This window comes from Collinsella sp. TM05-37 (assembly GCF_003436455.1).
In the GTDB taxonomy this organism is placed as follows: domain Bacteria; phylum Actinomycetota; class Coriobacteriia; order Coriobacteriales; family Coriobacteriaceae; genus Collinsella.
Map to the genome: position 1 here is coordinate 49,768 of NZ_QSPN01000004.1, position 25,582 is coordinate 75,349.

The window sequence follows — 25,582 nt, forward strand, 5'->3', positions numbered from 1 at the left end:
GTTGAAAGATATTATTACCAAGTCTTTTCCTGCTTCAGGCGCACCTTCACGACCTGAAGCCACATTTGCCCAGAGGAGGTGACAATATGAAGGCTTATGAACTGCTGTTCTTTGTTGACCCGTCGCTCGACCCCGAGACTCGTCTCGCTGTTATGAAGCGTATCGATACCACGATCGCTGAGGGCGCTGGCAAGGTCGACTCCGTTGACGACTGGGGCAAGCGCAAGCTCGCCTACGAGATCAACGACCTCACCGATGGTGACTACACCCTCATCAACTTCCACGCAGATCCTACCCAGATCGCCGAGCTTGATCGCATCCTGCGCATCACCGACGCTGTGGTCCGCCACATGATCGTCCGTCGCGACGACCAGGAGTAAGACTGTCGTTTTGGACTGGGCTTGTGCCCCAAGAGGAAGTAGTGAGTTATGAGCATCAATCGAGTGAACATCACCGGTAACCTCACCCGCGATCCCGAGCTGCGCGCCACCGCCGGCGGAACCCAGGTTCTGTCCTTTGGCGTCGCCGTCAACGATCGTCGCCGTAACGCGCAGACTGGCGAGTGGGAGGACTATCCCAACTTTGTCGACTGCACTATGTTCGGCACCCGCGCCGAGGCCGTGAGCCGTTTCCTGGCAAAGGGAAACAAGGTCGCGATCGAGGGCAAGCTGCGCTACAGCTCTTGGGAGCGCGACGGCCAGCGCCGGAGCAAGCTTGAGGTCATCGTCGATGAGATCGAGTTTATGAGCTCCCGTGGTGGCCAGGGTGGCTACGATCAGGGCGGTTATGCCCCCGCAGCTCCCGCGCCTGCAGCACGTCCTGCCGCACCGGTGGCTACGCCGCCCGCGGTCGACGTCTACGATGAGGACATCCCGTTCTAAGGGTTGTTCACCTATTTTTGAGTGAGAGGCGGCTTCGGTTCGCCGAAGTTGCCAAATGAAAGGTATTTTGACATGGCTAATGATTTTTCTGCACGTCAGCCGCGTCGTAAGTACTGCCAGTTCTGCAAGGAGAACACTGAGTTCATCGACTATAAGGACACTCAGCTTCTCCGTAAGTACATGACCGATCGTGGCAAGATCAAGCCCCGTCGCGTCACTGGCGCTTGCACGCAGCATCAGCATGACATCGCCAACGCCATCAAGCGCGCCCGCGAGATGGCTCTCCTGCCGTACACCGTCCCCGTGGTTTCCTCTCGTGGCAACCGCGACCGCGGCTAAGAAGGGAGACGCATCATGAAGGTTATTCTTCTCGATGAGATCAAGGGCAAGGGCGGCGAGGGTGACGTCGTAGAGGTCGCTCAGGGTTACGCTGAGAACTTCCTGTTCCCCAAGAAGCTCGCTGTTGCCGCCACCAAGGGCAACCTCAAGCAGCTTGACGAGCGTCGCAACAACATCGCCAAGCGCGAGGCCGTCCGTCTGGCTACCGCCAACGAGACCAAGGCTGCCTTCGAGGGCAAGACGGTCACCGTTGACGTCAAGGTCGGCGACGAGGGCATCCTCTTTGGCTCCGTTACCGCCGCTATGATCGCTGACGCCATCAAGGCTCAGCTCGGTATGGACATCGACCGCAAGCGCGTCGAGCTCGGTAAGCCCATCAAGGTTGCCGGTGCCCACACCGTTGCCATCTCGCTGTACCGCGAGATCAAGGCCGAGGTTGTCGTTCTCGTCGGCGTTACCGCCGAGGAGCTCGCTGCCGAGGCTGAGGTCGAGGAGGCCGCTGAGGTCGCCGAGGCCGAGACCGCCGAGGTCGAGACTGAGGCTGCTGCCGAGTAGCATTTGCTGCAACGCAACAATCTTGTTCTAAGAAGGGCGCTCTGGGAAACCAGGGCGCCCTTTTGTTTTTTGCGCTGAGTGAGTGTCATGGTGAACGTTGCGTCGAAGTCCTATATACAGGACCGTTCATCCGTTTGGTTCGGTGATGATTGGCGGCGCGCGGCGCGTTTTGGGACCGTGGCTGATACTATGGATGCTCGCAAGCGATATGAATGAGGATGATCATGGCATATGACGATAGGGAGACCGGGCTGACGGTCGAGGACCGCGGCTCAAAGTTGGGTCTTCCCCAAAACCAAGATGCAGAGGCCAATGTACTGGCCGCTATGCTGCTATCGCCCGAGGTGGTCGAAGAGGCCCAGGTCGAGCTGCAGCCCGATGACTTCTACCGGCCCATTCATAAGACCATCTATACCGCGATGGTCGATATGTACAACAGCCGCATTCCCATCGACTCCATCTCGCTGATCGATTACCTGCGCAGCATCAACAAGCTCGATGCCGTGGGCGGCGAGGCCTACATTTTGGAGCTGATGGGTCAGACCCTGTCGCTCGTCAACTGGCAGCACCATGCCGCCATCGTCCGTCGCGACTCGATGCTGCGCGAGCTGATCGGTGCCACCAACGAGATCAACGCGCTGGCCTATAACGCCCCTACCGACACCAAGGAGGTCGTGGAGCTGGCCGAGAGCAAGCTGCTCAAGGTCACGGCGCGCGAGGTCAAGTCGAGCTACAAGACGTTGACCGAGTTTATGGTCGAGGCCTATAACGAGGCCGAGGAAGTATGCCAGGCCGGCGGCCAGGCTGCGGGCGTGCCCACGGGTTTCCCGTCGCTCGACCGCATGCTCATGGGTTTTCGCGAAGGCCAGCTCATCATCATCGGCGCCCGTCCTGCCGTGGGTAAGACGTCGTTCGCTCTGAACCTGGCACTTAACGCTGCCGCTGCTGGTTATACCGTCGGCTTCTTCTCACTGGAGATGTCGGGCAAGGAAATTGCCCAGCGTCTGATTTGCGCCTACGCCATGATCTCGATCAGTGACTTCCGCATGGGCCGCATTAGCCCCGAGCAGTGGGCCAATATCAACGAGGCCACGCAGACCTTGTCCAAGCTCGATATTCTGATTGACGATACGCCCGGCACCACAGTGACTGAGATTCGCGCCAAGAGCCGCCGCATGCTCCATAACAAGGAAAAGGCAATCATCATTTTGGACTACCTGCAGCTGGTGAGTCCTCCACCGGGACGCCGCTCCGAGAGCCGTACCGTCGAGGTTTCGGAGATGTCGCGTGGTCTTAAGATTATGGCCAAGGAGCTCAAGATCCCGCTCATCGCGCTGTCACAGCTCTCGCGTCAGGTCGAATCCCGTACCGGCAAGCGCCCGCAGCTTTCCGACCTTCGTGAATCGGGCTCCATCGAGCAGGACGCCGATATCGTCATGTTCTTGGACCGCTCCGCCGACGAGGCCGAAGCCTCGCGCGACGATCGACCCGACGAGGGCGTTACGCGTATCGTCGTGGCCAAGAACCGTTCGGGCCCGATCGGCGACGTCGACCTGATGTTCCTGCCGGCATCCACCAAGTTCTATGAGCTTGATGGGGCACATGCCGAGGAGTAGGACAGGCGCCCGTTGCACGGGTATACTGGGAATGTTTTGTGCTTCTGCGTGCCGGCGTGGCGCGTAGACAGTCCATGAATGTAAGGAGTAAACATGCCGTCAACCGTTTTGGTCGGTGCCCAGTGGGGCGATGAGGGCAAGGGTAAGATTTGCGACCTGGTCGCCGGCGACTTCGATGCCGTCGTGCGCTATTCGGGCGGCAACAACGCCGGTCACACCATCGTCGTCAACGGCAAGAAGTACGGCCTGCACCAGGTGCCCTCCGGCATCATGTATTCCGATCACGTGTCGGTGATCGGTAACGGCTGCGTCGTCAACCCCAAGGTCGTCCTTGAGGAGATCGACATGTTCGAGGCCGACGGCATCACCACCAAGAACCTCAAGATTAGTGGCAACGCGCATGTCATCATGCCGTACCACATCGATCTGGATGGCGCCTTTGAGCAGAAGCTCGGCAAGAAGAACATCGGTACCACCAAGCGCGGCATCGGTCCGTGCTATCAGGACAAGATGGCCCGCATCGGCCTGCGCATGCAGGACATGCTGGACGAGGCACTGTTCCGCGACAAGCTGGAGACCGCTCTTGCCCGCGTGAACCCCGAGCTTGAGCTCATCTACAACCTGCCCACCTACACCGTGGACCAGATTTGCGACGAGTATCTGCCCATGGCCGAGCGCCTGCGTCCCTACATCACCGAGACGAGCCTGCTGCTCAACAACATGATCGATGAGGGCAAGGACCTGCTGTTTGAGGGCGCCCAGGCGACGTTGCTCGACATCGACCACGGCACCTATCCGTACGTGACGTCTTCCAACTGCACCGCCGGCGGCGCCATCACCGGCTCCGGCGTGGGCATGAAGAACGTCGACCGCGTGCTGGGCGTCATGAAGGCCTATATCACCCGCGTCGGTTCGGGCCCCATGCCCACCGAGCTTTCCTATGAGTCCGAGGCCGGCCACACGCTGACCGAGGAGGGCTATGAGTACGGTGTGACCACCGGTCGCCGTCGTCGCTGCGGCTGGTTCGACGGCCCCATCGCCAACTACGCCTCACGCGTCAACGGCCTCACCGATATCGCCCTGACTAAGCTCGACGTGCTTTCGGCCTTCGACACCATCAAGGTGTGCGTGGCCTACGACGTCGATGGCGAGCGCTACACCAGCGTGCCCGAGCATCAGGTGCGCTTTGAGCATGCCAAGCCCATCTACGAGGAGCTCCCCGGCTGGAAGTGCGACATCACCGGTTGCCGCAGCTTTGATGAGCTGCCGCAGGAGGCTCAGGACTACGTGGCGTTTATCGAGGATCTGGCACACACCCGCGTGACGTTCATTGGCGTCGGCGCCGGTCGCGAGCAGATCATCAACCGATTCTGGAAGTAATCGGGACTATTTGGTTATTGCGATATACCCCTTTGCAGCCCAAGCGGGCGGCCGAGGGGTATATTTGCTTGCAAAGGGCTCGCGCGGAGCGGGCCATTCATCCATAGAGGAGGCACCCTTGAAGGCGGACACTCAAACCATCGACATCCTGTTGTTGGGCAGCGGCGGCCGTGAGCATGCTTTGGCAGCTAAGCTCGCAGCATCACCGCGCGCCGGCAAGCTCTACATCGCGCCGGGCAACGGCGGCACCGCGAGCTGCGGCGAGAACGTTGTTCTCGACGACTGCGATCCTGCGGCCGTGGCGGCGTTTGCGCAGAGCCACGGATGCGGACTCGTGGTAATTGGCCCCGAGGCTCCGCTCGTGGCGGGTGTGGCCGACGCCGTGCGCGCGGCGGGTATTCCCTGCTTTGGCCCGGGTGCCGAGGGCGCTCAGATGGAGGGCTCCAAGCTGTTCTCCAAGCAGCTCATGGAGCGCGCGGGCATTCCGACGGCAGCCTACGGCTCGTTTACCGACGAGGCTTCGGCTCTTGCTTATGTGCGTGAGCAGGGCGCTCCGCTGGTCGTCAAGGCCGACGGCCTTGCCGCGGGCAAGGGCGTTATCGTGGCGACCGAACTTGAGCAGGCCGAGGAGGCCGTGCGCGAGTGCTTTGGCGGCACCTTTGGCGATGCCGGCAACACCGTGGTTATCGAGGAGATGCTCGTTGGTCCCGAGTGCTCGCTGCTCGCCTTTACCGACGGCAAGACCGTGCGCCCCATGGCCACCTCGCAGGACCACAAGCGCGCCCTCGAGGGCGACAAGGGCCCCAACACCGGCGGCATGGGCGTCTACAGCCCGGTGCCCATCGTGACCGACGAGGAGCACGCCACCATGGTGGCGGTCATGGAGCAGACCGTGGCCGAGCTCGCTGCCGAGGGCATCGACTACCGCGGCTGCCTGTACGGCGGCTTTATGCTCACGCCTGCCGGCCCCAAGGTGCTGGAGTTCAATGCTCGCTTTGGCGACCCCGAGACGCAGGTCGTGCTGCCGCGCCTTAAGAACGACCTGGTCGAGGTCATGCTCGCCTGCGCCAACTGCGAGCTCGATCAGATTGAGCTTGACTGGCGTGACGAGTGGGCTGTGGCCGTTGTCCTGACGAGCGCGGGCTATCCCGGCAGCTACGAGAAGGGCAAGGTCATCACCGGTATCGCCGACGCCGAGGCCATGGAGAACGTGACCGTGTACCACGCGGGCACTGCCATGGTGGACGGCCAGCTCGTGACCAATGGTGGTCGCGTGCTTGCCGTGACCGCTCTGGGCGACACGTTCGAGAACGCTCGCAACCTTGCTTACGATGCCTGCGAGAAGATTGATTTTGAGGGCAAGACCCTGCGTCACGACATCGGCCTGCGCGCGCTGCGCGGCCGCGACGCCTGGGATGCCTAAAATCCGAGAGGAATGAGACGGATGGACGAGAAGAACGAAGAACTTGTGGACGCGCAGATCGTCGAAGAGGACAGCCGCATGTATGGGCACGCCGAGGGCGAGCCTGGTGGCGAGGTCGCTGACGAGCCGGCGCTGGTGCTGGGCGACGACGACCCACACGATGCCGAGCTGCACGAGAAGATTCTTTCGGAGGAGTGCGCCTGGAAGGGCAAGATCCTCGACGTCCACCGTCTTGAGGTTGAGCTGCCCAACGGTCGCCGCAGCGCCCGCGATATCGTTCGCCATCCGGGTGCGGCGGCCGTTGTGGCGCTGACCGAGAGCGGCAAGATCGTACTGGTGCGTCAGTACCGCACCGCCATCGACCGTGTGACGGTCGAGATTCCCGCCGGCAAGCTCGATTCAGGTGAGGACCCGCTCGATTGCGCCAAGCGCGAACTGCATGAGGAGACGGGCTTTAGGGCTGGTCGCATTCGCTTTTTGACGTCGATTGTCACGTCCTGCGGTTTTTGCGATGAGATCATCCACATCTACTTGGCTACCAAGCTCGAGTTTGATGCGCCCAACCCCGACGATGACGAGTTTGTCAACGTGGACCTGGTGCCGCTGCACGAGCTGATCGACGCCGTGCTCGACGGCAAGATCGAAGACGCCAAGACCGTCGTGGGCGCTCTTGCCTGCGACAGTATCGCTCACCGACTAGGCGGGGCAGAGCTGTAGCGAGCGGGGATGATCCCGCAGGTTTGTGTAAGTCAGCGAAAGTGCTCCATTTGAGACAAGGTGGTCTAAAAGAGGAGGGAAGCGTATGGATATACGCGACCGACGATTGAAGGCCAGATTGTCTAAATGGGGCGCTTGCAGCGTCGAGACGAAACGCGGTTTGGTAAAACCGCGTAAGGTGATTATGCTGAAGAGGTTTCTTTCTTACTACAAGCCCCAGATGGGGCTTTTTGTTGCCGATACTGTTTGTGCTCTGGTGCTTGCCGCCATTGACCTGGCGTTCCCCATTATCCTGCGCAATTTGACCGGTGGGCTCTTTACTCAGGGTCAGGCTGTCATTATGCAGGCGCTCGGCATGATCGCGGTGGGCTTGGTGCTGATGTATGCCGTCCGCTGCGCCTGCCGCTATTTTGTGAGCTATTGGGGTCACGTGATGGGCGCGCGTATGGAGTCCAAAATGCGCGAGGACCTGTTTGACCAGTATGAGCGCTTTAGCTTTGCGTACTTTGACCGCAACAGCTCGGGCGACATGATGAGCCGCGTGGTCAACGACCTGTTCGATATCTGCGAGGCGGCGCACCACGTGCCCGAGTGGATCATCATCTGCGGCATCGAGATTATCGGCTCGTTTGTGATCCTCTTTACCATCGCCCCGGTGCTGGCGCTCGCCATGGCTGTGGTGACAGCAGCGTTTGCGGTCATCATGTTTTGGCAGAACATGCGCATGCGCGAGGTCTTTAGCGACAACCGCAAAAAGATCAGCGGCATCAATGCGCAGCTGCAGGATTCGCTGGCGGGCATGCGCGTGGTCAAGAGCTTTGCCAATGAGGAGACCGAACGCTTCAAGTTCCGCGCCTCCAACAATCGCTACCTTTCGTCCAAGGAGAACATGTATCACGCCATGGGCGTCTATACTGCGACGTATGGCCTGCTCTCGGGTGTGCTCTATGTGATCGTGGTACTGCTGGGCGGCTGGCTGGTCGCCCAGGGACAGCTGCAGGCGGTTGATATGGCGACCTTTGCACTCTATATTTCGCTGTTCTGCACGCCGCTCGAGACGCTCGTCAATTCGGCCGAAACGTATCAGAAGGCCATCGCCGGCTTTAAGCGCATGGACGAGGTGCTCTCGACCGCGCCGGATATCCAGGACAAGCCGGGCGCCACGGATCTGCAGGTGACCGCCGGCGCCGTGGTTTATCACGACGTGTGCTTTAACTACGAGGATGTTGAGCTGGGCGAGGGCGATGCCGACGAGCGTCCCGTTATCGACCATATGGACCTGTCCATCAAGCCCGGGCAGACCATCGCTTTGGTTGGCCCTTCGGGCGGCGGCAAGTCCACGACCTGTTCGCTGCTGCCGCGCTTTTATGACGTGGCTACCGGATCCATTAGCATCGACGGCCAGGACGTGCGCGATGTGACGCAGCAGAGCCTGCGCCGCGCCATCGGCCTGGTGCAGCAGGATGTCTATCTATTTGACGGTACGATTGGCGAGAACATCGCCTATGGCAAGCCGGGCGCTACGGCTGAAGAGATCGCCGAGGCCGCCCGTCGCGCCAACATCGATGCCTTTATCGAGTCGCTTCCACAGGGCTATGACACGGTCGTGGGCGAGCGCGGCAGCCGTCTTTCGGGCGGACAGAAGCAGCGTGTTGCCATCGCGCGCGTGTTTCTCAAGAACCCCAAGATCCTTATTTTGGATGAGGCGACGAGTGCTTTGGATAACGAGAGCGAGGAGGCGGTGCAGGAGTCGCTCGAAGAGCTGGCACGCGGCCGCACCACGATTATCATCGCCCACCGTCTTTCGACCATTAAGCATGCCGATGAGATCGCGACCGTTGAGCATGGTCGCGTTGTGGAGCGTGGCACGCACGAGGAGCTTCTCGCCCGTGGCGGCACTTATGCCCGTTACTATCGAATGCAGTTCGAAGGTGCGCGTGCGCACGAGCTCGACTGATTGATATGACAGGAAGTTTATGGCTGACAAGAACCCTTTGACTCCGGAAGAAGTGACGGAGTTATTCTCCGAAATCGATGCATCCGGTGTCTTGGATCCCACGCTTGCCAAAAAGCGCACCGAGCGCATGCGTGAGAAGGAGGCTGCGGCCAAGCGCGGTGACAAAGCGGCGCTAGCGCAGCTGCGCAGCGAGGACCGCGCGAGCCAGGCAAAACATATCGACCCGCTGTCCGAGGACGACCCTTCGGGCTCGCAGGTGAGCCATACCATTACGAAGACTGCCATGGCCGTGGTCATTGGCATCTTGGTGCTGATTGTGGGCATGCAGATTGGCTACGGCGTGATGCGACGCCTGAACACCGCCAACCTGTCCGAGAGCGTTTCGGTGGATACCGTTTCGACGGCGCTGAAGGGCGGCCTTGAGTGGGGCAACGGCTTTACGCAGTTCCCGCTCGACTTTACCGTCGATGAAGCTGATGAGCGTACGGGCACGGTCGAGGTGACGGTGTTGGACACATCGTCTGCCAACGAGCTCGAGCTGCTGTCCAACGGGCAGATTCAGGCCGCTGCGCTTGCGACCAACGCGCTGCTCAACGATAAGATCGACCGCGTGGTGTATAACGTTCACGCCTATATCGACGAGGATAGCAACATTCAGCACGATTCCTTCTTTGGCATGTTTCCCGCGCGGGGTCATCAGAGCGCCATTTTGACGTTTGTGTGGACCAAGAGCTCATCCAACGCCACGAGTATCGACTGGAAGATGCGCATCGTAAGCATGGACGACACCATTGCCGAGCGCATTCAAAAACAGGTGAACTCGGTTTCGTCGCTGATCGAGGACCCGGTGGTGAGCCAGACCAAGATTGACGAGGAAAAGGCCGAACGTGACCTGGAGCATCGTCTGCATGGCCGCGAGATTTTCCGCGGCGGCAAGCCCGATCGCTCACCGTCCGATCTGCTGGAACAGGACAAGCAAAAGTAAGAGGCCATTATCCCGCGTGAGCCACAAGCCCACGCGGGATAATTTTTCTGGGACGGGGATTAAATAATCATTATGCATAGAAAGTCATAATTATCATTTCGTAAACATTTCGATGAAATTAACGCCATGAGGCATGCTTGCGGTTACAATACCGCGAGGCCTAACTACACACCTTTAAGCCGGTCCTGTGAGACCGGGAAGGAGAATTATGGCGAACAACCATACCGCGGGCGCTGCCGCCCGCACCTTCGCGCCCAGCGAGCTTTGCCAGCGTATGCTGGCCAAAACCAGCAAGGGCACCTGCGGTCCCTGTATCCTGTATCTTGAGGATGGGACCATTTTTTATGGACGTGCATGCGGCGCCGAGGGCACCGCGACCGGCGAAGTCTGCTTCAACACCTCGCTCGAGGGCTACTTTGAGGTCATGACCGACCCGAGTTATGCCGGCCAAATTGTAACCATGACCTATCCGCAGATCGGCAATTACGGTATCGACGAGACCGATGTCCAGTCGGCCTTCCCCGGCGACGCCGTGCGCCCTGCGAGCGCTCCGGCTATGCGCGGCATGATCGTTCGCGACATGTGCGCCACGCCTTCTAACTGGCGCTCGGCCGTCAGCGTGCCGGAGTACCTGCGCGCTCACGGCATCGTCGCTATCGAGGGTGTCGACACCCGCGCTCTGGTGCGCCATCTGCGCGACAATGGTTCCAAGATGGGCATTATCTCGACAGAGATCTTCGACGTCGACGAGCTCGCCGAGCGTCTGGACGCAGCGCCCACGCTGGTGGGCGAGAACCTGGTCAAGACCGTGAGCTGTCCCGCGCCTCACGAGTTTGTGGCCGCCGACCTGCCTGCCACGCATGGCTTTGCGCTTGTGGCTGCCGCTCCTGCCCGTCACAAAGTGGTCGCCTACGACTGCGGTGTGAAGCGCGGTATTCTGGAGGGCCTGGTCCGTGCCGGCTGCGACCTCACCGTCGTGCCGTGGGATACGCCCGCCCAGCAGGTGCTCGACATGAATCCTGATGGCGTCTTTTTGTCCAACGGCCCCGGCGACCCCGATGCCGTGGTGGAGACCTACGAGCAGGTGCAGCAGCTGATCGGCAAGGTGCCGGTCTTTGGTATTTGCCTGGGTCACCAGATGATCAGCTTGGCCTGCGGCGCCCAAATGGAAAAGCTTAAATTCGGTCACCGTGGCGGTAACCAGCCGGTTATGAATCTGGTGAGCCGTCGCGTGGAGATCACCGCGCAAAACCACGGCTTTGGCCTGCTGTTCCCCAGTCTGGGCAAACTGATTCCGGAGCTTTCCGGCGGCGAAACCGAGCATGCGGCCGATGGCGACCTGCGCGCCTGGGTGCGTCGCGGCGTCGCGCCGGTCGTGATGAACGAGCGCTTTGGTCGCATTCGCCTGACACATGTGAACCTCAACGACGGCACCGCCGAGGGCATCCAGCTGCTCGACGCCCCGTGTTTCTCGGTCCAGTACCACCCCGAGGCTTCGCCCGGCCCCACCGATGCCCACTATCTCTTTACCGCCTTTACGCGACTCATGGACGGCGAGGAGAACTACCTGGACATCGACACCGCGAAGGACCGCCTCGCCGGCTGGAATTTCGCCGAGTCCGAGAACGCTGCGACCGAGGAGAACTAACATGCCTAAACGTACTGACATCAAGCGCATCCTCGTTATTGGTTCGGGCCCCATCGTTATTGGCCAGGCCTGCGAGTTCGACTACTCCGGCGCCCAGGCCTGCAAGGTGCTCAAGGAGGATGGCTTTGAGGTCATCCTGGTCAACTCCAATCCGGCGACCATCATGACCGACCCGGGCTTGGCCGACCGCACCTATGTTGAGCCTATCACCGCCGAGTTTATCGAGCGCGTGATCAAGAAAGAGCGCCCGGACGCGCTGCTGCCCACGCTGGGCGGCCAGACCGGTCTGAACGCCGCCGTCGAGCTGGCAAAGGACGGCACGCTCGACAAGTACGGCGTCGAGATGATCGGCTGCGACCTGGCCGCTATCGAGCGCGGCGAGGACCGCAAACTCTTTAACGAGGCCATGGCCGAGATCGGCCTGGAGGTCGCGCGCTCGGGCTATGCCTACAGCGTGGCCGACGCCGAGGCTATCGCCGAGCGCGTGGGATATCCCTGCGTACTGCGTCCGAGCTTTACCCTCGGTGGCGCCGGCGGCGGCATCGCGCATACCCACGAGGAGCTCGTCTCCATCGTGAGCCAGGGCCTTGAGCTCTCGCCTGCCCATGAGGTGCTGGTCGAGGAGTCCATCGAGGGTTGGAAAGAGTATGAGATGGAGGTCATGCGCGACCACGCCGGCAACGGCATCATCGTGTGCTCCATCGAGAACCTCGACCCCATGGGCGTGCACACCGGCGACTCCATCACCGTGGCGCCAGCGCAGACCCTCTCCGACCTTGAGTACCAGCGCATGCGTGTCGCGTCGCTCGCCATTCTGGAGAAGATTGGCGTCGAGACCGGCGGCTCCAACGTGCAGTTTGCCGTGAACCCCCAGACCGGCCGTCTGATCGTCATCGAGATGAACCCGCGCGTGAGCCGTTCGTCCGCACTGGCCTCCAAGGCCACGGGCTTCCCCATCGCCAAGGCCGCCGCTCGCCTGGCCGTGGGCTACACGCTCGACGAGATCGTCAACGACATCACCAAGGCAACGCCCGCCTGCTTTGAGCCCACGATCGACTACTGTGTGGTCAAGGTGCCGCGCTTTGCCTTCGAGAAGTTTAAGGGTACCGACCCCACGCTCACCACGCGCATGAAGGCCGTGGGCGAGATTATGGCGATCGGCCGCACCTTTGAGGAGGCCTTCGGCAAGGCCATGCGCTCACTGGAGGACGGTCACCAGGGCATCTGCGCCGGTGGCAAGGAGGGTGCCGACAAGCTGAGCGACGATGAGCTCGCTCAGGCCGTGGCAACCCCGACCGAGCACCGCATCTTCTTTGTGGTCGAGGCCCTGCGCCGTGGCTGGGACATCGCCCACATCCATGCCATCTGCGGTATCGATCCGTGGTACCTCAACCGTATCAACGACATGGTGCAGGTCCAGGAGAGCATCCGCGGCCTGCGTGTGGAGGATATCGACGCCGACGCGATGCGCCTGCTCAAGCAGTACGGCACGAGCGACGCCGAGATTGCCGCGCTGACCGGCTCGGACGAGCGCTTTGTGCGCGCCTATCGCAAGGGTCTGGGCGTGGTTCCCAGCATGAAGACGGTCGATACCTGCGCTGCGGAGTTTTCGAGCGCCACGGAGTACCACTACAAGACGTACGAGAACATCTACCGCACGAGCCCGGATGCCAAGAAGTGCGTGGCTCCCGACGAGACCACGCCGGCGGACAAGCCCAAGGCGATGATCCTGGGCGCCGGCCCCAACCGCATTGGCCAGGGTATCGAGTTCGATTACTGCTGCGTGCACGCGAGCTACGCGCTGGCGGCCCGCGGCTTCGAGACCATCATGGTCAACTGCAATCCCGAGACCGTCTCGACCGACTATGACACGTCCGACCGTCTGTACTTTGAGCCGCTCACCTACGAGGACGTCATGGACGTTATCGATGTCGAGCGCCCCGACGGCGTCGTGGTGACGCTCGGCGGCCAGACCCCGCTTAAACTGGCGCGCATGCTCGAGGAGAGCGGCGTCAACATTATGGGCACAAAGCCCGACGCCATCGACTTTGCCGAGGACCGCGAGCGCTTTGCCGCCCTACTCGACAAGCTGGGCATTATGTACCCGCCGGCGGGTCAGGCCACCTCGTTTGAGGAGGCCGAGGCCGTGGCCGCGCACATCGGCTACCCGCTGCTGGTGCGTCCGAGCTACGTGCTGGGTGGCCGCGGCATGATGATCGCCTACGATGCCGGGCATCTACGCGATTACATGGCCGAGGCTGCGCGCATTAGCCCCGACTACCCGGTGTACCTCGACCGCTTCCTGGAGGGTGCGATTGAGTCCGATGTCGATGCCCTGTGCGACGGCGAAGAGGTCTACATCGGCGGCATCCTGGAGCATATTGAGGAGGCCGGTATTCACTCCGGCGACTCTGCGACCTGCATTCCGCCGTTTAGCTTTAGCGAGAGCCTGCAGGCGAAGCTCCGCGAGACCACGCGCCGCATCGCGATGGCGCTGGGCGTACGCGGCCTGGTCAACGTGCAGTATGCCATCAAGGGTGAGACCGTCTACGTGATCGAGGCCAACCCGCGTGCCAGCCGTACCGTGCCGTTTATCTCCAAGGCCACCGGCGTGCCGCTGGCCAAGTGCGCGGCGCGTATCATGGCGGGCGATTCCATCGCGAGCTTGGGCCTGCCGAGCGATGAGCGTCAGCTGGACTGGTTCTGCATGAAGGAAGCCGTTATGCCCTGGGGCCGTTTCCCGGGCGCCGACGTCATCCTGGGGCCCGAGATGAAGTCGACGGGCGAGGTCATGGGTATCGCCAAGAGCTATCCCGAGGCATACGCCAAGACGCAGCTGGCGATCGACTACAAGCTGCCCGACCCGAGTTGCGGCAAGGTGTTCATTAGCGTGTGCGACCGCGACAAGCGCCATATCCTTTCGGTCGCCCGTATCCTGCGCTATCTGGGCTTTGACATCTGCTCTACCGAGGGTACGGCGCGCGTGCTGCGTGGAGGCAACGTGACGTGCGAGATCGTGGAGAAGATTAGCGGCCCGCACGACGGCGAGCGCCCCAACATCGGCGACCTCATCGCCGATGGCAAGATCGCGGTGATCATCAACACGCCGTACGGTCCGGGCTCGCGCGGCGACGGCTATCTGCTGCGCACCGAGGCAGTGCGACGCGGTGTGACCTGCGTGACCGCGATGTCTGCCGCCAACACGTACGTGAGTGCCATCGAGGCGGTGCGTGAGGACCAGCAGGGTCACGGCAGCGCCAACGACATGGGCATGGACGTCATCGCCCTGCAGGACCTGCCGCAGCACACGGTGTAATGTGACCTGGTCGGCCGGGGCGGCAGCCGGACACTTTCTCTCGGAAACTGGGCTTCGCGAAGTTTTCCGAGAGAAAGGACCGCCTCCCGCCCCGGCCTACGGTGACTCGGTTGCACCGTGTGCTGCCGAAGGGGCTTTGTGCGATGACTAGGGCTGAATAGAAAATGAGTGTGGGCGGCGTCGTTCGTTTGAACGACGGCGCCCACGTTTTGGATTTATTGGGCTGTGGCGGTGAAGGTTGTTTTGTCGGCGGCGATGTGCACGTGCAGCTTTGCCTGACCGTCGCAGCTGATGAGCACGCCTACCTCGAACGGGGTTCCCGTCTTGTCGTAGGTCGAACGCACGATGCGCATCGCCGCCTTACCGGCGTTCTGTCCCAAAAGACGCGCCTCATGCTTGTCGAGGTTGACTGTCTCGTAGACGGCATCGACGCTTGCGGGCAGGATGCCGGTCTTTTCCGCGATGTAGGCGTAGAGCGAGCCATCCACGTCTTTGCGCGTGAGCTCGGGGCAAAGTGACACGGGGATATAGACGTAGTTGAGCTCCATGGGTTTGTCGTTGGCGAGACGCAGGCGGCGAATCTCCCAGACGGGTGTCCCTTCGGGCACTTTGAGCCCGGAGGCGATGCCGCGGACGGCCGGTATGCTTGAAAAGGCGAGAATCTGCGAGCTCGGAACCCGTCCCGCTTCGCGCATCCGCGCGCTGAAATTCAGGGCCAGGTCGATGCCGGGTGCTGAAGTTTGGGGCTTGATGAACGTGCCCTGGCCGCGCTTGCGCACCACGCGCCCCTCGATGACGAGATCTTGGAAGCAACGGCGCACGGTCGCGCGCGATAACTCCAGCCGCTCACAGATTTCGAGCTCGCGTGGCAGCGGCGTCTTGGTGTCGAACGCCTGGCTGGCGATAAGCAGAGCGATTCGATGTTTAAGCTGGACATAGAGCGGCGTATCACCGCTGCGGTCGAAGGGTTCGGAGGCGAGAAACGAGATCATATCCATGGGGTACCTCCATGTCGTGGGCGTACGTGACATGGTCTGACACTGCGGGGCAAACCGGAGATGCCAGGCCCGATTCTTGCTGGTATGTATGGTGCATAAGGAACATAAAACATTTATCAGGCAATCTACCTGCTATTTTAAAAATAATTAGAAGAAAAAATAATTTAGGCACAAAAATAGCTGCTACCGTTAACCGATGAATAGTTGCCGTTCGCAACTATTTTCTTGTACCGAACATGCCCCGGCGCAACAATAATCTCAGCAAAAAGCAAAGCCGTGCGACACACGGCAGGTCGAGAGGAGACCGCATGCGGTATCTGGTAATGGTCAGTCACGGAACGCTCGCTCCCGGACTGCACAGTGTCCTCAAGATGCTCGGCAATGACGCCCCGAACATCTTGTCGACGAGTCTCGTGGACGGCATGGGCGCTGACGAGTATGTCGAGAACGTCAAGGCGATGCTCGCTCCCGTTACCGCCGATGACGAGGTTGTCCTGCTTGGTGACATCCTGGGCGGATCGCCGCTCACCAATGCCATGAACACGCTGGCCGAGAAGGGTTTGCTCGCCCACACCATTGCCTTCGGCGGTATGAATCTGCCCATGGCTATGACCGCCATGATGGGGCTTGCCACCATGGACCTGGATTCCCTCAAGCAGATGATGCTGCAGGAGGGCAAGAACGGTATGTCCGAGCTCGTTGTCCCGACCGATGACGCCGACGACGAGGACGACGACATCTAGGCAGCGCATCCGCCCAAATTTTCGTGATGGAGCGGGGGTTAAGAGGAAAGACCCCCGGTGATAAAGAAAGGGAGAACGCATGATTTCGTTCATCCGTATTGATGACCGTATGATCCATGGACAGACCGTTACCCGTTGGGCCCTCGAGTATCCCTGCGACGGTCTTATCGCCGTCAACGACGCTGCAGCGTCCAACCCCGTGCTCAAGGAGGCCTACAAGAGTGCCTCGGGCAAGAAGACGTTCGTGTGGACCAAGGAGCACTTCAAGGAGGTCTCCGAGAAGGTTCTCAAGTCCGACACCAAGTACTTCCTGATCACCAAGAACCCGCTCGACATGAAGGAACTTCTCGTCGATTTTGGCTTTAAGCCCGGCATGGACCGCATCATCGTCGGTCCCTGCAACGATCGTCCCGGCACCACCAAGCTTGGCAACAACCAGTCGATCACGCAGGAAGAGGCCCAGGCGCTCGAGGATCTCACCAACGCCGGCTACACGGTCGAGTTCGCCCTTATCAAGGAGAAGTCCATCGGTGAGTGGCCCAAGTTCCGCGGTCAGTTTGGCTTCTAGTTAGGCGCCAGCCGCATTTTGGTATCTACAGCCCTTGGTGAAAGGGGCTGAGGAATAAAGAAAGGGGAAAGCATGGCAATCAATGCATTCCAAGCCGCGCTGTTCGGCCTGTTCGCCTGCCTGGCATGGGCGGCACGACGATCGGCAACTACACTCTGGGTCGTCCTCTGGTCGCCGGCCTCATCGTCGGCATCATCATGGGCGATATGCAGACGGGTATCCTCGTCGGCGCTGCCATCCAGGTTGTCTACATCGCTCTCGTGACCCCCGGCGGAACCGTCTCCGCCGACGTCCGCGCCGTGTCCTATATCGGCATCCCGCTGGCGATTCTCGCCATCAAGAACTCGGGCATCGATCCCGCCTCCGCTGAGGCTGCCGGCATGGCCGCATCCCTCGGTGCCGCCGTCGGCACGCTCGGCACTGTGCTCTTCTATGGCACCGCCACCATCAACCTGGTGTGGCAGGGCATGGGCTGGAAGTGGCTCGAGAAGGGCGATCTCCACAAGCTCTACCTGGTCAACAACGTTCTGCCTTGGATCGGTCACATCGTCTGCTCGTTCCTCCCGACGTTCATCATCACCATGGGCGGCACCGCCATGGTCGACCTCATGAAGACCTACATGCCCATGGACGGCATCGCGATGAAGACGCTGTTTACCGTCGGCTCGCTGCTGCCTACCGTCGGTATCGCCATCCTGCTCAAGCAGGTCATCTCTAAGCCCACGGACTTCCTGACGTTCTTCTTCGGCTTCACCCTGTCCGCTGTTATGGGCTGCAACCTGATCGCCGCTGCCGGCATCGGCTGCTTCTTCGCCCTGATCAACTATGAGATCGCTTCGCTCAAGATCGACCTCGCAAACGCTCCCAAGGCAGCTATCGCCTCAGGCTCAGATGATGAGGAAGAGGAGGACATCTAATGGCAGAGAAGAAAAAGCTCTCTAAGAAAACGCTTGCCAAGTCGTTCCGTAACTGGTCCTATGGCAACCTGACCTGCTTCTCGCAGGAGCACATGCAGACCTTCGGTTACCTGTGCGCCATGCTTCCGATTGTCGAGGAGCTCTACGACACGCCCGAGGAGCAGAAGCAGGCCCTCCAGACCTACTCCGCGTTCTTCAACACCGAGCCGCAGATCGGCACCATGATTGTCGGCGTCACCGCCGGCCTCGAGGAGGCTCGCGCAAACGGCGAGGCCATCGACGACGACGCCATCAACGGCATCCGCGCCGGCCTCATGGGCCCGCTCGCCGGCCTTGGCGACTCGCTGATCGTCGGTACCCTGATCCCGATCCTGCTCGGTATTGCCCTCGGTCTCTCGACCGGCGGCTCCCCGCTCGGCGCCATCTTCTATATTGTCGTGTGGAACCTGCTCATGTTCCTTGGCATGCGCTTTGCCTACAACCAGGGCTATGAGCTCGGCGGCAAGGCGGTCGAGGCCCTCGTCGGCCCCAAGGCCAAGGCTCTGCGTGATTCCATCGTGATGGTCGGTACCATGGTCATCGGTGCAGTCGGTGCTACCTGGGTCTCCATCACCTGCAGCCCCAACCTGGTGCTGCCCGGTGGCGGTAAGTTCCAGGACACGCTCGATGGCATCTATCCGCACCTGCTGCCGATGGTCTTCATCGTCTTCTGCTGGTACATGATGACCAAGAAGAAGGTCAACCCCATCGTTATGATGCTGATTCTCGTCGTGATCGCATTCGTGGGCGTTGTTATTGGCTTCTTCGACCCGGCACTGAGCTACTAGTCATCATCCCCTGGCCCCCTGTAAGGCCGTGCGGCCTCAACCGCACGGCCTTCTGATTTTGCGCCGCCCTTCAAGGGCAATATGGCCAGCGACCTCCATCGCCTACACGACACCCGCTATATTGCTCTTGAAAGATGACGTATTCGAAAAACGATGCACTTGCACATGATGCACGCTTTGCACGAGGAGGACCCATATGCACGAGAAACACGGACACGACCTTTCGCGCGACGACTTGATCCGCGAGGCAAAGATGCAGACCGATGCTATTCAGCGGCTCAACGTTTGGCTGCGCCTGGGCTATTCGCTCGTGGCTATTGGCTTTTTGGTGGGGATGTGGGGTATGCAGGGAGGCCCCGGCTGGGGTGTCCCCGTGGGCATCGTGTGCCTGGTGGTGGGCACTCCGCTTTCGATCGTGCTTAAGGTTGGCACGACCAACGCCAAAAAGAATGTCGAGCGCATGCTTGAGGCCGCGGGTATCGACGTTGAGGAGCTTATGCGACGCAAGAAGGACGAGCAATAGACTTCCGCGTTGGGGTATCATAAATAATTGTTGCGAATGTTAACTAATGTACGGCAAATGACGGTTTTATGGCCCTTCTAGAGTTGCAAAGGACAATATCCCCAGTGGATTACGATGACGTCGCTCGAAAACTGATTGTGTACTCACGTTCCCTTGCCAAGGGATCCTTGAGTGCTGCCGGCGGCGCCAGTGTGGGCGAGGCACCGGTTTTACAGTATCTATCGGGTATTGACGGTGATGTCACTCCCTCCGAGATTGCCAAGAAGCTGAAATTTTCCCGTGCGCGCATGTCGCATATCTTGGATTCACTCGAGAGCAAGGGTTACGTTCAGCGCAGGACCGATCCAAACGATCGTCGGCGTGTGCTGGTGAGCATTACCGAGGAAGGCCGTGATTTCGCGGCGAAAAAAAATGCCGAGAGTGTGGCATCGCTCTCGAAACAACTCTCAGCGCTCGGCGAGCACGATGCCCAGGAGCTCGTGCGCATCCTGAATAAAGCTTACAGCCTTACCTATGATGCCGACGACTACCTGGACAATCTATAAGGATAAAGACAGACATTTAGGTGCATCTTGAAATGCACCCGGGACAGTTGTGCCCATTGACTACCGTCAGCATCTCATTCCAAACCAAATCAGCCAACGTACGTCATGGCAATCCCCGGTAGGTCGAGGGTGCCCCGCGGCGGTCTGGTGTTTTCATCTGAACGACTTTGCGAAGCAACCGGAGTGAAGATGAAAACACCAGACCGCCGCGGGGCACCCGCAGACCGCAGGGACGGGAGCAGCTATACTACTCTCAGTAGTTAAGGGTCGCGGATCCGCCGCGTCGCCGCTCTCAACAGGAGGTCTTTGTTTATGGCAGATCAAAAGCCGGTTGTCGGGATCATCATGGGTTCCAAGTCCGATCTGGGCGTTATGGAAGGCTGCACCGCCGAGCTCGAGGCACTGGGTGTGCCCTATGAGCTCGTCATTGCGAGCGCGCACCGCACGCCGGCGAAGGTCCACGAGTGGGCTTCGACTGCCGCCGATCGCGGTATCAAAGTGATTATCGCCGCCGCCGGCAAGGCCGCTCACTTGGGTGGTGTCGTGGCTGCCTTTACGCCGCTGCCGGTTATCGGCGTGCCTATGAAGACGAGTGACCTGGGCGGTATGGATTCGCTGCTGTCGATGGTGCAGATGCCTTCGGGCGTGCCCGTGGCCTGCGTTGCCATCAACGGTGCCAAGAACGCCGCCATCTATGCCACACAGATTCTGGGTGCTTGCGACCCCGAGTACCGCAAGGTTATCGAGAAGATGAAGCAGGAGATGGCTGACGCCTAAGCGTTCCGCCGTTTCACCGCAGTATAAGGAGAGCCATGTCCGATTATCAGGAAAAACGATTCAAGGCTTCTCAGATTCCCGATCCGTCGAAGCCGGGTGCTGCCCGTGCGGCACAGCAGGGTCGGACATCCTCTCCTCAGCAGCCGCGCGCGCCGCGCCCCGTGACACCGGCGACGCATCGTCGACAGGCCGCGCCGGCCGCATATCGTCCTTCGTCTTATAGCTCCGCTAAGAAGCCGCCCCGGTCTTCATCGCATGCCGCGCCGTCGGATTGCACCGAGCCGCCGCGCAAAAAGCGCCGCTCCATTATTCCCATTCTGCTCATCATCATCGGTATCGGTCTGATTGTCGCCGCCGCCGCTATTTTTATTAATGCCCAGATTGGCTATAAGCAGGCGAGCGATTCGTATCAGAAAATCGAGAAGCAATATGTAAGCGATAAGGACGCCAGCGGCGTGCCGATTATCGACTTTGATGCGCTTGCTCAGACGAACCCCGAGATTGTGGGTTGGATTTACGTGCCGGGAACCAACATCAACTATCCCGTGGTGCAGACCAACAACAACTCCAAATACCTCAACACGCTGTTCGACGGAACGGCTAACGCGTCCGGTGCTATTTTCCTGGATAGCGATGACACCGCGCCGGGAATGGTCGACCAGCAGACCACGATCTACGGCCACCATATGAACGATGGGTCGATGTTCAACGTGATTTCGGATACGACTGACCAGGCAACGTTCGATAGCATTGAATATGTGTACTACATCACGCGCGATGCGACGTATAAGTTGCGTCCGCTGGCGACCAAGGTGGTCGAGGACACGTATGCCAAGGCGCGCACGACCAATTTTGAGGGCGACGACGGACTCAAGAACCACCTGTCCGAGATGCTCGACGGCGCCTCTGCCGTGGCGAGTGATGCCACCGATCGTGCCGCTTCGGCAACCAAGGTTGTAACGCTCGTGACCTGTCGTTCGCTGTCGCTGAGCAACACACGCGCCGTCATGGTGCTCACGCCAGTCGAGGAATAAGTTGTTCGAGAGTAGCTAAAAAGGCCCCGTCCCAAATTGGCTACTCGACGACGGTAAGGGAGAAATGATGCTCGAGAGTGGCAAATTGATGCCTTCGATTGATGCTTGGCTGCGCGAGGCCAAGGCCGATGCTTCGGCGGCAGGCTGTGGGATGTATCTGACGCATAACGGTGTGGTGCGCGCGACGCCCAAGGCTGAGGTGCGCGGAGTCGAGACCGATGGCGTGGCGCCTGGGCATAAGGTGGGCGGCATGGTGTTTGGCTTCGATGCTCAGAAGGTGCAGGCTGCTATCGAGGCGACGCGTGCGATGCCGGGTATCGGCTATGTGCGCGTGTGGCTGGCAAGCGGCGAGCTTGCCGTAGGTGACGACATCATGCTCGTGCTTATCGGCGGGGACATTCGCCCGCACGTGGTCGATGCGCTGCAGGCGCTCGTTGGCACCATCAAGAACGAATGCGTGAGTGAGGTCGAGCGCGAGGCATAGAGGATTGCGTCGATAGAAGGATCGTTTATAAAAATGCCCACCGGTACGTGTGATACCGGCGGGCATTTTGCGTTTTGGGCGCGGTGAGCGCTATACGCGCGTCGCATCCTTGGGGCTCATGGTCATGCTCTGGAAGCGGTTTTCCATGTACTCGTTATCGAAGTGCTCTCCGTAGAACTGTGCGACGGGAATGTCCGGCTCCGTGCCGTTAACGCGCTGGTACCAGTAGTCGAGCGACTGCAGCGTCATGACGCCGTCGACCAGCATGATAACGGTAAAGATGACGGTGGCCGAGTAGCGGCTCTTCCAGGGGATCTTGTTGATAAGCTTAAGCAGCCTCGGCAGCAGCAGCTTGATCCAGATGAGGCCGCCCAGGCCCCACAAGCAGGCGAAGCCCGTGCAGGTGCGTCCGCCCGTGAGGACCACGAGCGGATCGGGCAAACCGAACAGCGTTATGTGCGAGTAGCTCCACGAGACCACGCCAAACGCGGTCTGCATAAACCAGCCCACGAACACCTCAAAGCTGGCGCCGAGCAGGGCGCTCACCAGGAAAATGATGATGGGGTTCTTTTTGTAGAAGCGGTTAAGCACCATGGTCATGAGCACGGCGCCAAATCCGTAGATGGGGCTGAAGGGGCCAAACAGCATACCGGCGCGGTTCTGATAGACGCCCGGGTCGTCGACCGTCATGTGCCAGATGTCCTCGGCGATCAGGCCGAGTATGCAGCAGACAAAGAACACCCAGAACAGGTTGAAGTAGTTGAGCTTGATGTAGCCCTCGCCGGTTTCATCGCGGCCGAGCATGCCCTCGGCGGCGGCGTCGCGGTCGAGCATCTCCTGCAGGCGGCGCTGCAGTTCGCGCTCCTGACGCAGCGTGGGGTCGACGGTTGCCGAAAGTGCAACAAGGATGCCGAGCTGGATCGCGGGACGCAGCAGGAAGGGCCCGATGCCCTGGAGCATCACGTCGACCAAAAGCTCGACGACGGTGAATGCAATAAGGATGTAGGACAGGCGGGCGGCGTTGCGGCGCTGGTTTTTGATAAGGTCCAGGCCAAAGATGATTAGGATGACGGCACTTGCCGCAGAGAGCATGATGCCGGCGACGATAAGGCCGACTGCGACGAGCGTGTTGTCGCCGAGCTTTTCGGTGGCGTTGCCGTTAACAAGTGCCGTGATGACCTGCCACATAAAGGCAGCGACCGACGGGAGCGTGCCCACGCCGGAAAGGATGCACAGGACGGCGTACACCTTAATGATGAGGGGAATCTTCTTGACCTCTGTGGCGCTGGGGACGCTGGGGTCGAGTTCGTTTCGATCCATACAGAACCTTTCTCGCTTTGTTGTAGGTTATAAGGATACGCCGCCGACCTGCCAAAAGACAGGACGAACGTCCCAATTGCAACTTTGTAATCCCCAACGGTGGACGCGGCGGCCATCTGGGGGGGCGCGGGCGCTTGCACTGGATAGACCGATAAAATGTTTGGCAACAAAACTGATTATTAGCTCGGTGGGCTTTTAAAAAGCGCTGTTCATGCGCGGGAGTGCTTGTCTTGCCGTGCGTATAATAGGGCAGGTAACGCCAAAAATACGAGGCTCTGAGGGGATACCATGTCTCAAGAAACCATCCGCGCGGCCGAGCGTGCCGCGGGACAGGTGAACACCATGTCGACGTATGATCCGGACTCCGACCAGCTGCATGAGGAATGTGGCATTTTCGGCGTATGGGCGCCCGATCGCGACGTGGCTCGACTGACGTACTTTGGCCTGCGTGCGCTGCAGCACCGTGGCCAGGAATCGGCTGGAATCGCCGTGGGTGACGGCGGCACGGTTATGGTCCGCAAAGATCTGGGCCTGCTCGACCGCGTGTTCTCCAACGCCGACCTGTCGACGCTCTCCGGCCAGCTGGCCGTGGGTCATGTGCGCTACGGCACTGCCGGCGCCAAGAGCTGGGAAGCCTCTCAGCCGCACCTCTCTACCATCAATAGCGTCATTATCGCGCTCGCGCACAACGGCACCCTCGTCAACACCGACGAGCTGCGCCGTCAGCTGATCGAGCTGGGCGTGCCGTTCCTCTCCAATTCGGATTCCGAGGTCGCGACCAAGCTTATCGGCTACTTTACCCAGCGTACGGGCCACCTGCGCGAGGGTATTCGCAAGACCATGGAGCTCGTGCGCGGCGGCTACGCCATGACGCTCATCAACGAGCAGGCGCTCTACGCATTCCGCGATCCACACGGCATTCGCCCGCTCGTGCTGGGCAAGCTGGTGGACGAGGGTCTGGACCAGGCCGATGCCGCAGCCGTTTCGCAGCTGCCGTCGCAGGACGGCGCCGCGACGGTCGACTCCGCCGTCCGTGTCACGCGCGCCGGCGGCTGGGTCGTTGCTTCCGAGACCTGCGCACTCGACATCGTGGGTGCCGAGTACGTCCGTGACGTCCGTCCCGGCGAGATCTTGCGCATCAGCGCCGAGGGCCTGGTATCCGAGCAGGGCGTGCCTGCAGCCGAAGAGCCCGCCAACTGCATCTTTGAGCAGGTCTACTTTGCCCGCCCCGACTCCATCATGAACGGCAAGAGCGTCTATGCCTGCCGTTACGACATGGGTCGTCAGCTGGCACATGAGGAGCCTGTCGAGGCCGACCTGGTCATCGGCGTGCCCGACTCCGGCCTGCCGCCTGCGGAGGGGTATTCGCACGAGAGCGGTATTCCCTTTGGCGAGGGCCTTATCAAGAACCGCTACGTGGGCCGTACGTTTATCGAGCCTACGCAGGAGTTGCGCGCCATGGGCGTGCGTATGAAACTCAACCCGCTGCGCGACAACATCGAGGGCAAGCGCCTGGTCGTCATCGACGACTCCATCGTGCGCGGCACCACCATGGTGCAGCTCGTCAAGATGCTGCGCAACGCCGGCGCCAAGGAGATTCATATCCGCATCAACTCGCCCGAGGTCATCTGGCCGTGCTTCTACGGTATCGATACCGACGTGCAGTCGCAGCTTATCAGCGCCAACAAGACGGTCGACGAGATTTGCGAGTATATCGGCGCCGATTCGCTGGCCTTCCTTTCGGTCGAGGGCCTGCTTAAGGTCATGCCCAAGGGCGGTTACTGCGATGCGTGCTTTACCGGCCGCTACCCCGTGGCGATTCCCGAGAGCTTTGGCCGCGACAAGTTTATGGAGGGCTTTAAGCCCCGCAACCTGGACAAGCCGCTGCACTTTGACGACGACGCCGTGATCGAGAAATACGACGACCGCAGCTGGGAAGAGGAGCACGGCGAGGCATAAAACCTGCCATATGGGGACAGGTTTATTTTGGTAGGTTTTACCTGCTGTTTTGTTGATATGACGGAGCGTG

Annotated in this window: 24 protein-coding genes; 22 read left to right on the plus strand and 2 right to left on the minus strand. The window is 60.4% G+C overall.

Translation table 11 applies throughout. The annotated features are described in order from the left end of the window. Positions 1-86: 86 nt before the first annotated feature. The 12 genes from rpsF (at position 87) to carB (ending at position 14,817) form a co-directional block, all read left to right on the plus strand. Positions 87-380 carry a 30S ribosomal protein S6 gene (gene rpsF / locus DXD48_RS03550; protein ID WP_117564024.1) on the plus strand — a complete coding sequence of 98 codons (294 nt, stop codon included), beginning with the start codon at positions 87-89 and terminating at the stop codon, positions 378-380. Between the two features lie 48 nt (positions 381-428). Next, positions 429-881: a single-stranded DNA-binding protein gene (locus DXD48_RS03555; RefSeq protein WP_006235830.1), complete on the plus strand. Its 453-nt coding sequence runs from the start codon at positions 429-431 to the stop codon at positions 879-881. Between the two features lie 72 nt (positions 882-953). Beyond that, complete coding sequence (gene rpsR / locus DXD48_RS03560) at positions 954-1,220, plus strand: 30S ribosomal protein S18 (RefSeq protein ID WP_006235829.1); 267 nt, start codon at positions 954-956, stop codon at positions 1,218-1,220. A 15-nt stretch (positions 1,221-1,235) separates the two neighbouring features. Continuing rightward, entirely contained in the window at positions 1,236-1,775 is a 540-nt protein-coding gene (gene rplI, locus DXD48_RS03565) for a 50S ribosomal protein L9 (RefSeq protein ID WP_022094073.1), read from the plus strand. Positions 1,776-1,993: 218 nt separating this feature from the next. Continuing rightward, complete coding sequence (gene dnaB / locus DXD48_RS03570) at positions 1,994-3,391, plus strand: replicative DNA helicase (RefSeq protein ID WP_117564025.1); 1,398 nt, start codon at positions 1,994-1,996, stop codon at positions 3,389-3,391. 93 nt (positions 3,392-3,484) lie between these two features. Next, positions 3,485-4,771 carry an adenylosuccinate synthase gene (locus tag DXD48_RS03575; RefSeq protein WP_055251352.1) on the plus strand — a complete coding sequence of 429 codons (1,287 nt, stop codon included), beginning with the start codon at positions 3,485-3,487 and terminating at the stop codon, positions 4,769-4,771. A gap of 118 nt (positions 4,772-4,889) precedes the next feature. After that, a complete protein-coding gene (gene purD / locus DXD48_RS03580; protein WP_117564026.1) occupies positions 4,890-6,194 on the plus strand; it encodes a phosphoribosylamine--glycine ligase in 1,305 nt (434 codons plus the stop codon). Positions 6,195-6,215: 21 nt separating this feature from the next. Then, positions 6,216-6,911 (plus strand): NUDIX domain-containing protein, encoded by a 696-nt coding sequence (locus DXD48_RS03585; protein WP_199407886.1) that lies wholly within the window; start codon positions 6,216-6,218, stop codon positions 6,909-6,911. Positions 6,912-7,095: 184 nt separating this feature from the next. Further along, on the plus strand, positions 7,096-8,868 hold the full coding sequence (locus DXD48_RS03590) for an ABC transporter ATP-binding protein (protein ID WP_117564027.1): 1,773 nt from the start codon (positions 7,096-7,098) through the stop codon (positions 8,866-8,868). Between the two features lie 19 nt (positions 8,869-8,887). Continuing rightward, on the plus strand, positions 8,888-9,853 hold the full coding sequence (locus DXD48_RS03595; RefSeq protein ID WP_117564028.1) for a hypothetical protein: 966 nt from the start codon (positions 8,888-8,890) through the stop codon (positions 9,851-9,853). 208 nt (positions 9,854-10,061) lie between these two features. Further along, positions 10,062-11,501, plus strand: coding sequence for a glutamine-hydrolyzing carbamoyl-phosphate synthase small subunit (carA, locus tag DXD48_RS03600; protein ID WP_117564029.1), 1,440 nt, complete (start codon positions 10,062-10,064; stop codon positions 11,499-11,501). Between the two features lies 1 nt (position 11,502). Further along, entirely contained in the window at positions 11,503-14,817 is a 3,315-nt protein-coding gene (gene carB / locus DXD48_RS03605) for a carbamoyl-phosphate synthase large subunit (RefSeq protein ID WP_117564030.1), read from the plus strand. A 215-nt stretch (positions 14,818-15,032) separates the two neighbouring features. Here the strand turns inward: carB and DXD48_RS03610 are convergent, their stop codons facing one another. Then, complete coding sequence (locus DXD48_RS03610) at positions 15,033-15,815, minus strand: GntR family transcriptional regulator (RefSeq protein WP_158548920.1); 783 nt, start codon at positions 15,813-15,815, stop codon at positions 15,033-15,035. 308 nt (positions 15,816-16,123) lie between these two features. Between DXD48_RS03610 and DXD48_RS03615 the strand changes: the two genes are divergently transcribed. The 9 genes from DXD48_RS03615 (at position 16,124) to DXD48_RS03655 (ending at position 22,233) form a co-directional block, all read left to right on the plus strand. Continuing rightward, a complete protein-coding gene (locus DXD48_RS03615) occupies positions 16,124-16,558 on the plus strand; it encodes a PTS sugar transporter subunit IIA (RefSeq protein WP_089572603.1) in 435 nt (144 codons plus the stop codon). 79 nt (positions 16,559-16,637) lie between these two features. Then, a complete protein-coding gene (locus tag DXD48_RS03620; protein ID WP_089572604.1) occupies positions 16,638-17,126 on the plus strand; it encodes a PTS sugar transporter subunit IIB in 489 nt (162 codons plus the stop codon). Between the two features lie 125 nt (positions 17,127-17,251). Continuing rightward, positions 17,252-18,043, plus strand: coding sequence for a PTS sugar transporter subunit IIC (locus DXD48_RS03625; RefSeq protein WP_233514960.1), 792 nt, complete (start codon positions 17,252-17,254; stop codon positions 18,041-18,043). Then, entirely contained in the window at positions 18,043-18,870 is an 828-nt protein-coding gene (locus DXD48_RS03630) for a PTS system mannose/fructose/sorbose family transporter subunit IID (protein ID WP_117564032.1), read from the plus strand. Before DXD48_RS03625 ends, DXD48_RS03630 begins: the two co-directional genes overlap by 1 nt. A 196-nt stretch (positions 18,871-19,066) precedes the next feature. Further along, positions 19,067-19,393 (plus strand): hypothetical protein, encoded by a 327-nt coding sequence (locus DXD48_RS03635; RefSeq protein WP_117564033.1) that lies wholly within the window; start codon positions 19,067-19,069, stop codon positions 19,391-19,393. 104 nt (positions 19,394-19,497) lie between these two features. Next, positions 19,498-19,938 (plus strand): MarR family winged helix-turn-helix transcriptional regulator, encoded by a 441-nt coding sequence (locus tag DXD48_RS03640; RefSeq protein ID WP_158548921.1) that lies wholly within the window; start codon positions 19,498-19,500, stop codon positions 19,936-19,938. A gap of 312 nt (positions 19,939-20,250) precedes the next feature. Continuing rightward, positions 20,251-20,715, plus strand: coding sequence for a 5-(carboxyamino)imidazole ribonucleotide mutase (purE, locus tag DXD48_RS03645; RefSeq protein WP_006235810.1), 465 nt, complete (start codon positions 20,251-20,253; stop codon positions 20,713-20,715). A gap of 35 nt (positions 20,716-20,750) precedes the next feature. Beyond that, positions 20,751-21,749 carry a class B sortase gene (locus tag DXD48_RS03650; protein WP_117564035.1) on the plus strand — a complete coding sequence of 333 codons (999 nt, stop codon included), beginning with the start codon at positions 20,751-20,753 and terminating at the stop codon, positions 21,747-21,749. 67 nt (positions 21,750-21,816) lie between these two features. Then, positions 21,817-22,233, plus strand: coding sequence for a molybdenum cofactor biosynthesis protein MoaE (locus DXD48_RS03655; RefSeq protein ID WP_117564036.1), 417 nt, complete (start codon positions 21,817-21,819; stop codon positions 22,231-22,233). A 90-nt stretch (positions 22,234-22,323) separates the two neighbouring features. On the opposite strand, the gene DXD48_RS03660 is transcribed toward DXD48_RS03655, so the two are convergent. Beyond that, on the minus strand, positions 22,324-23,553 hold the full coding sequence (locus tag DXD48_RS03660; protein ID WP_117564037.1) for a putative ABC transporter permease: 1,230 nt from the start codon (positions 23,551-23,553) through the stop codon (positions 22,324-22,326). 288 nt (positions 23,554-23,841) lie between these two features. Between DXD48_RS03660 and purF the strand changes: the two genes are divergently transcribed. Beyond that, entirely contained in the window at positions 23,842-25,512 is a 1,671-nt protein-coding gene (gene purF / locus DXD48_RS03665) for an amidophosphoribosyltransferase (RefSeq protein ID WP_117564038.1), read from the plus strand. Positions 25,513-25,582: the final 70 nt, after the last annotated feature.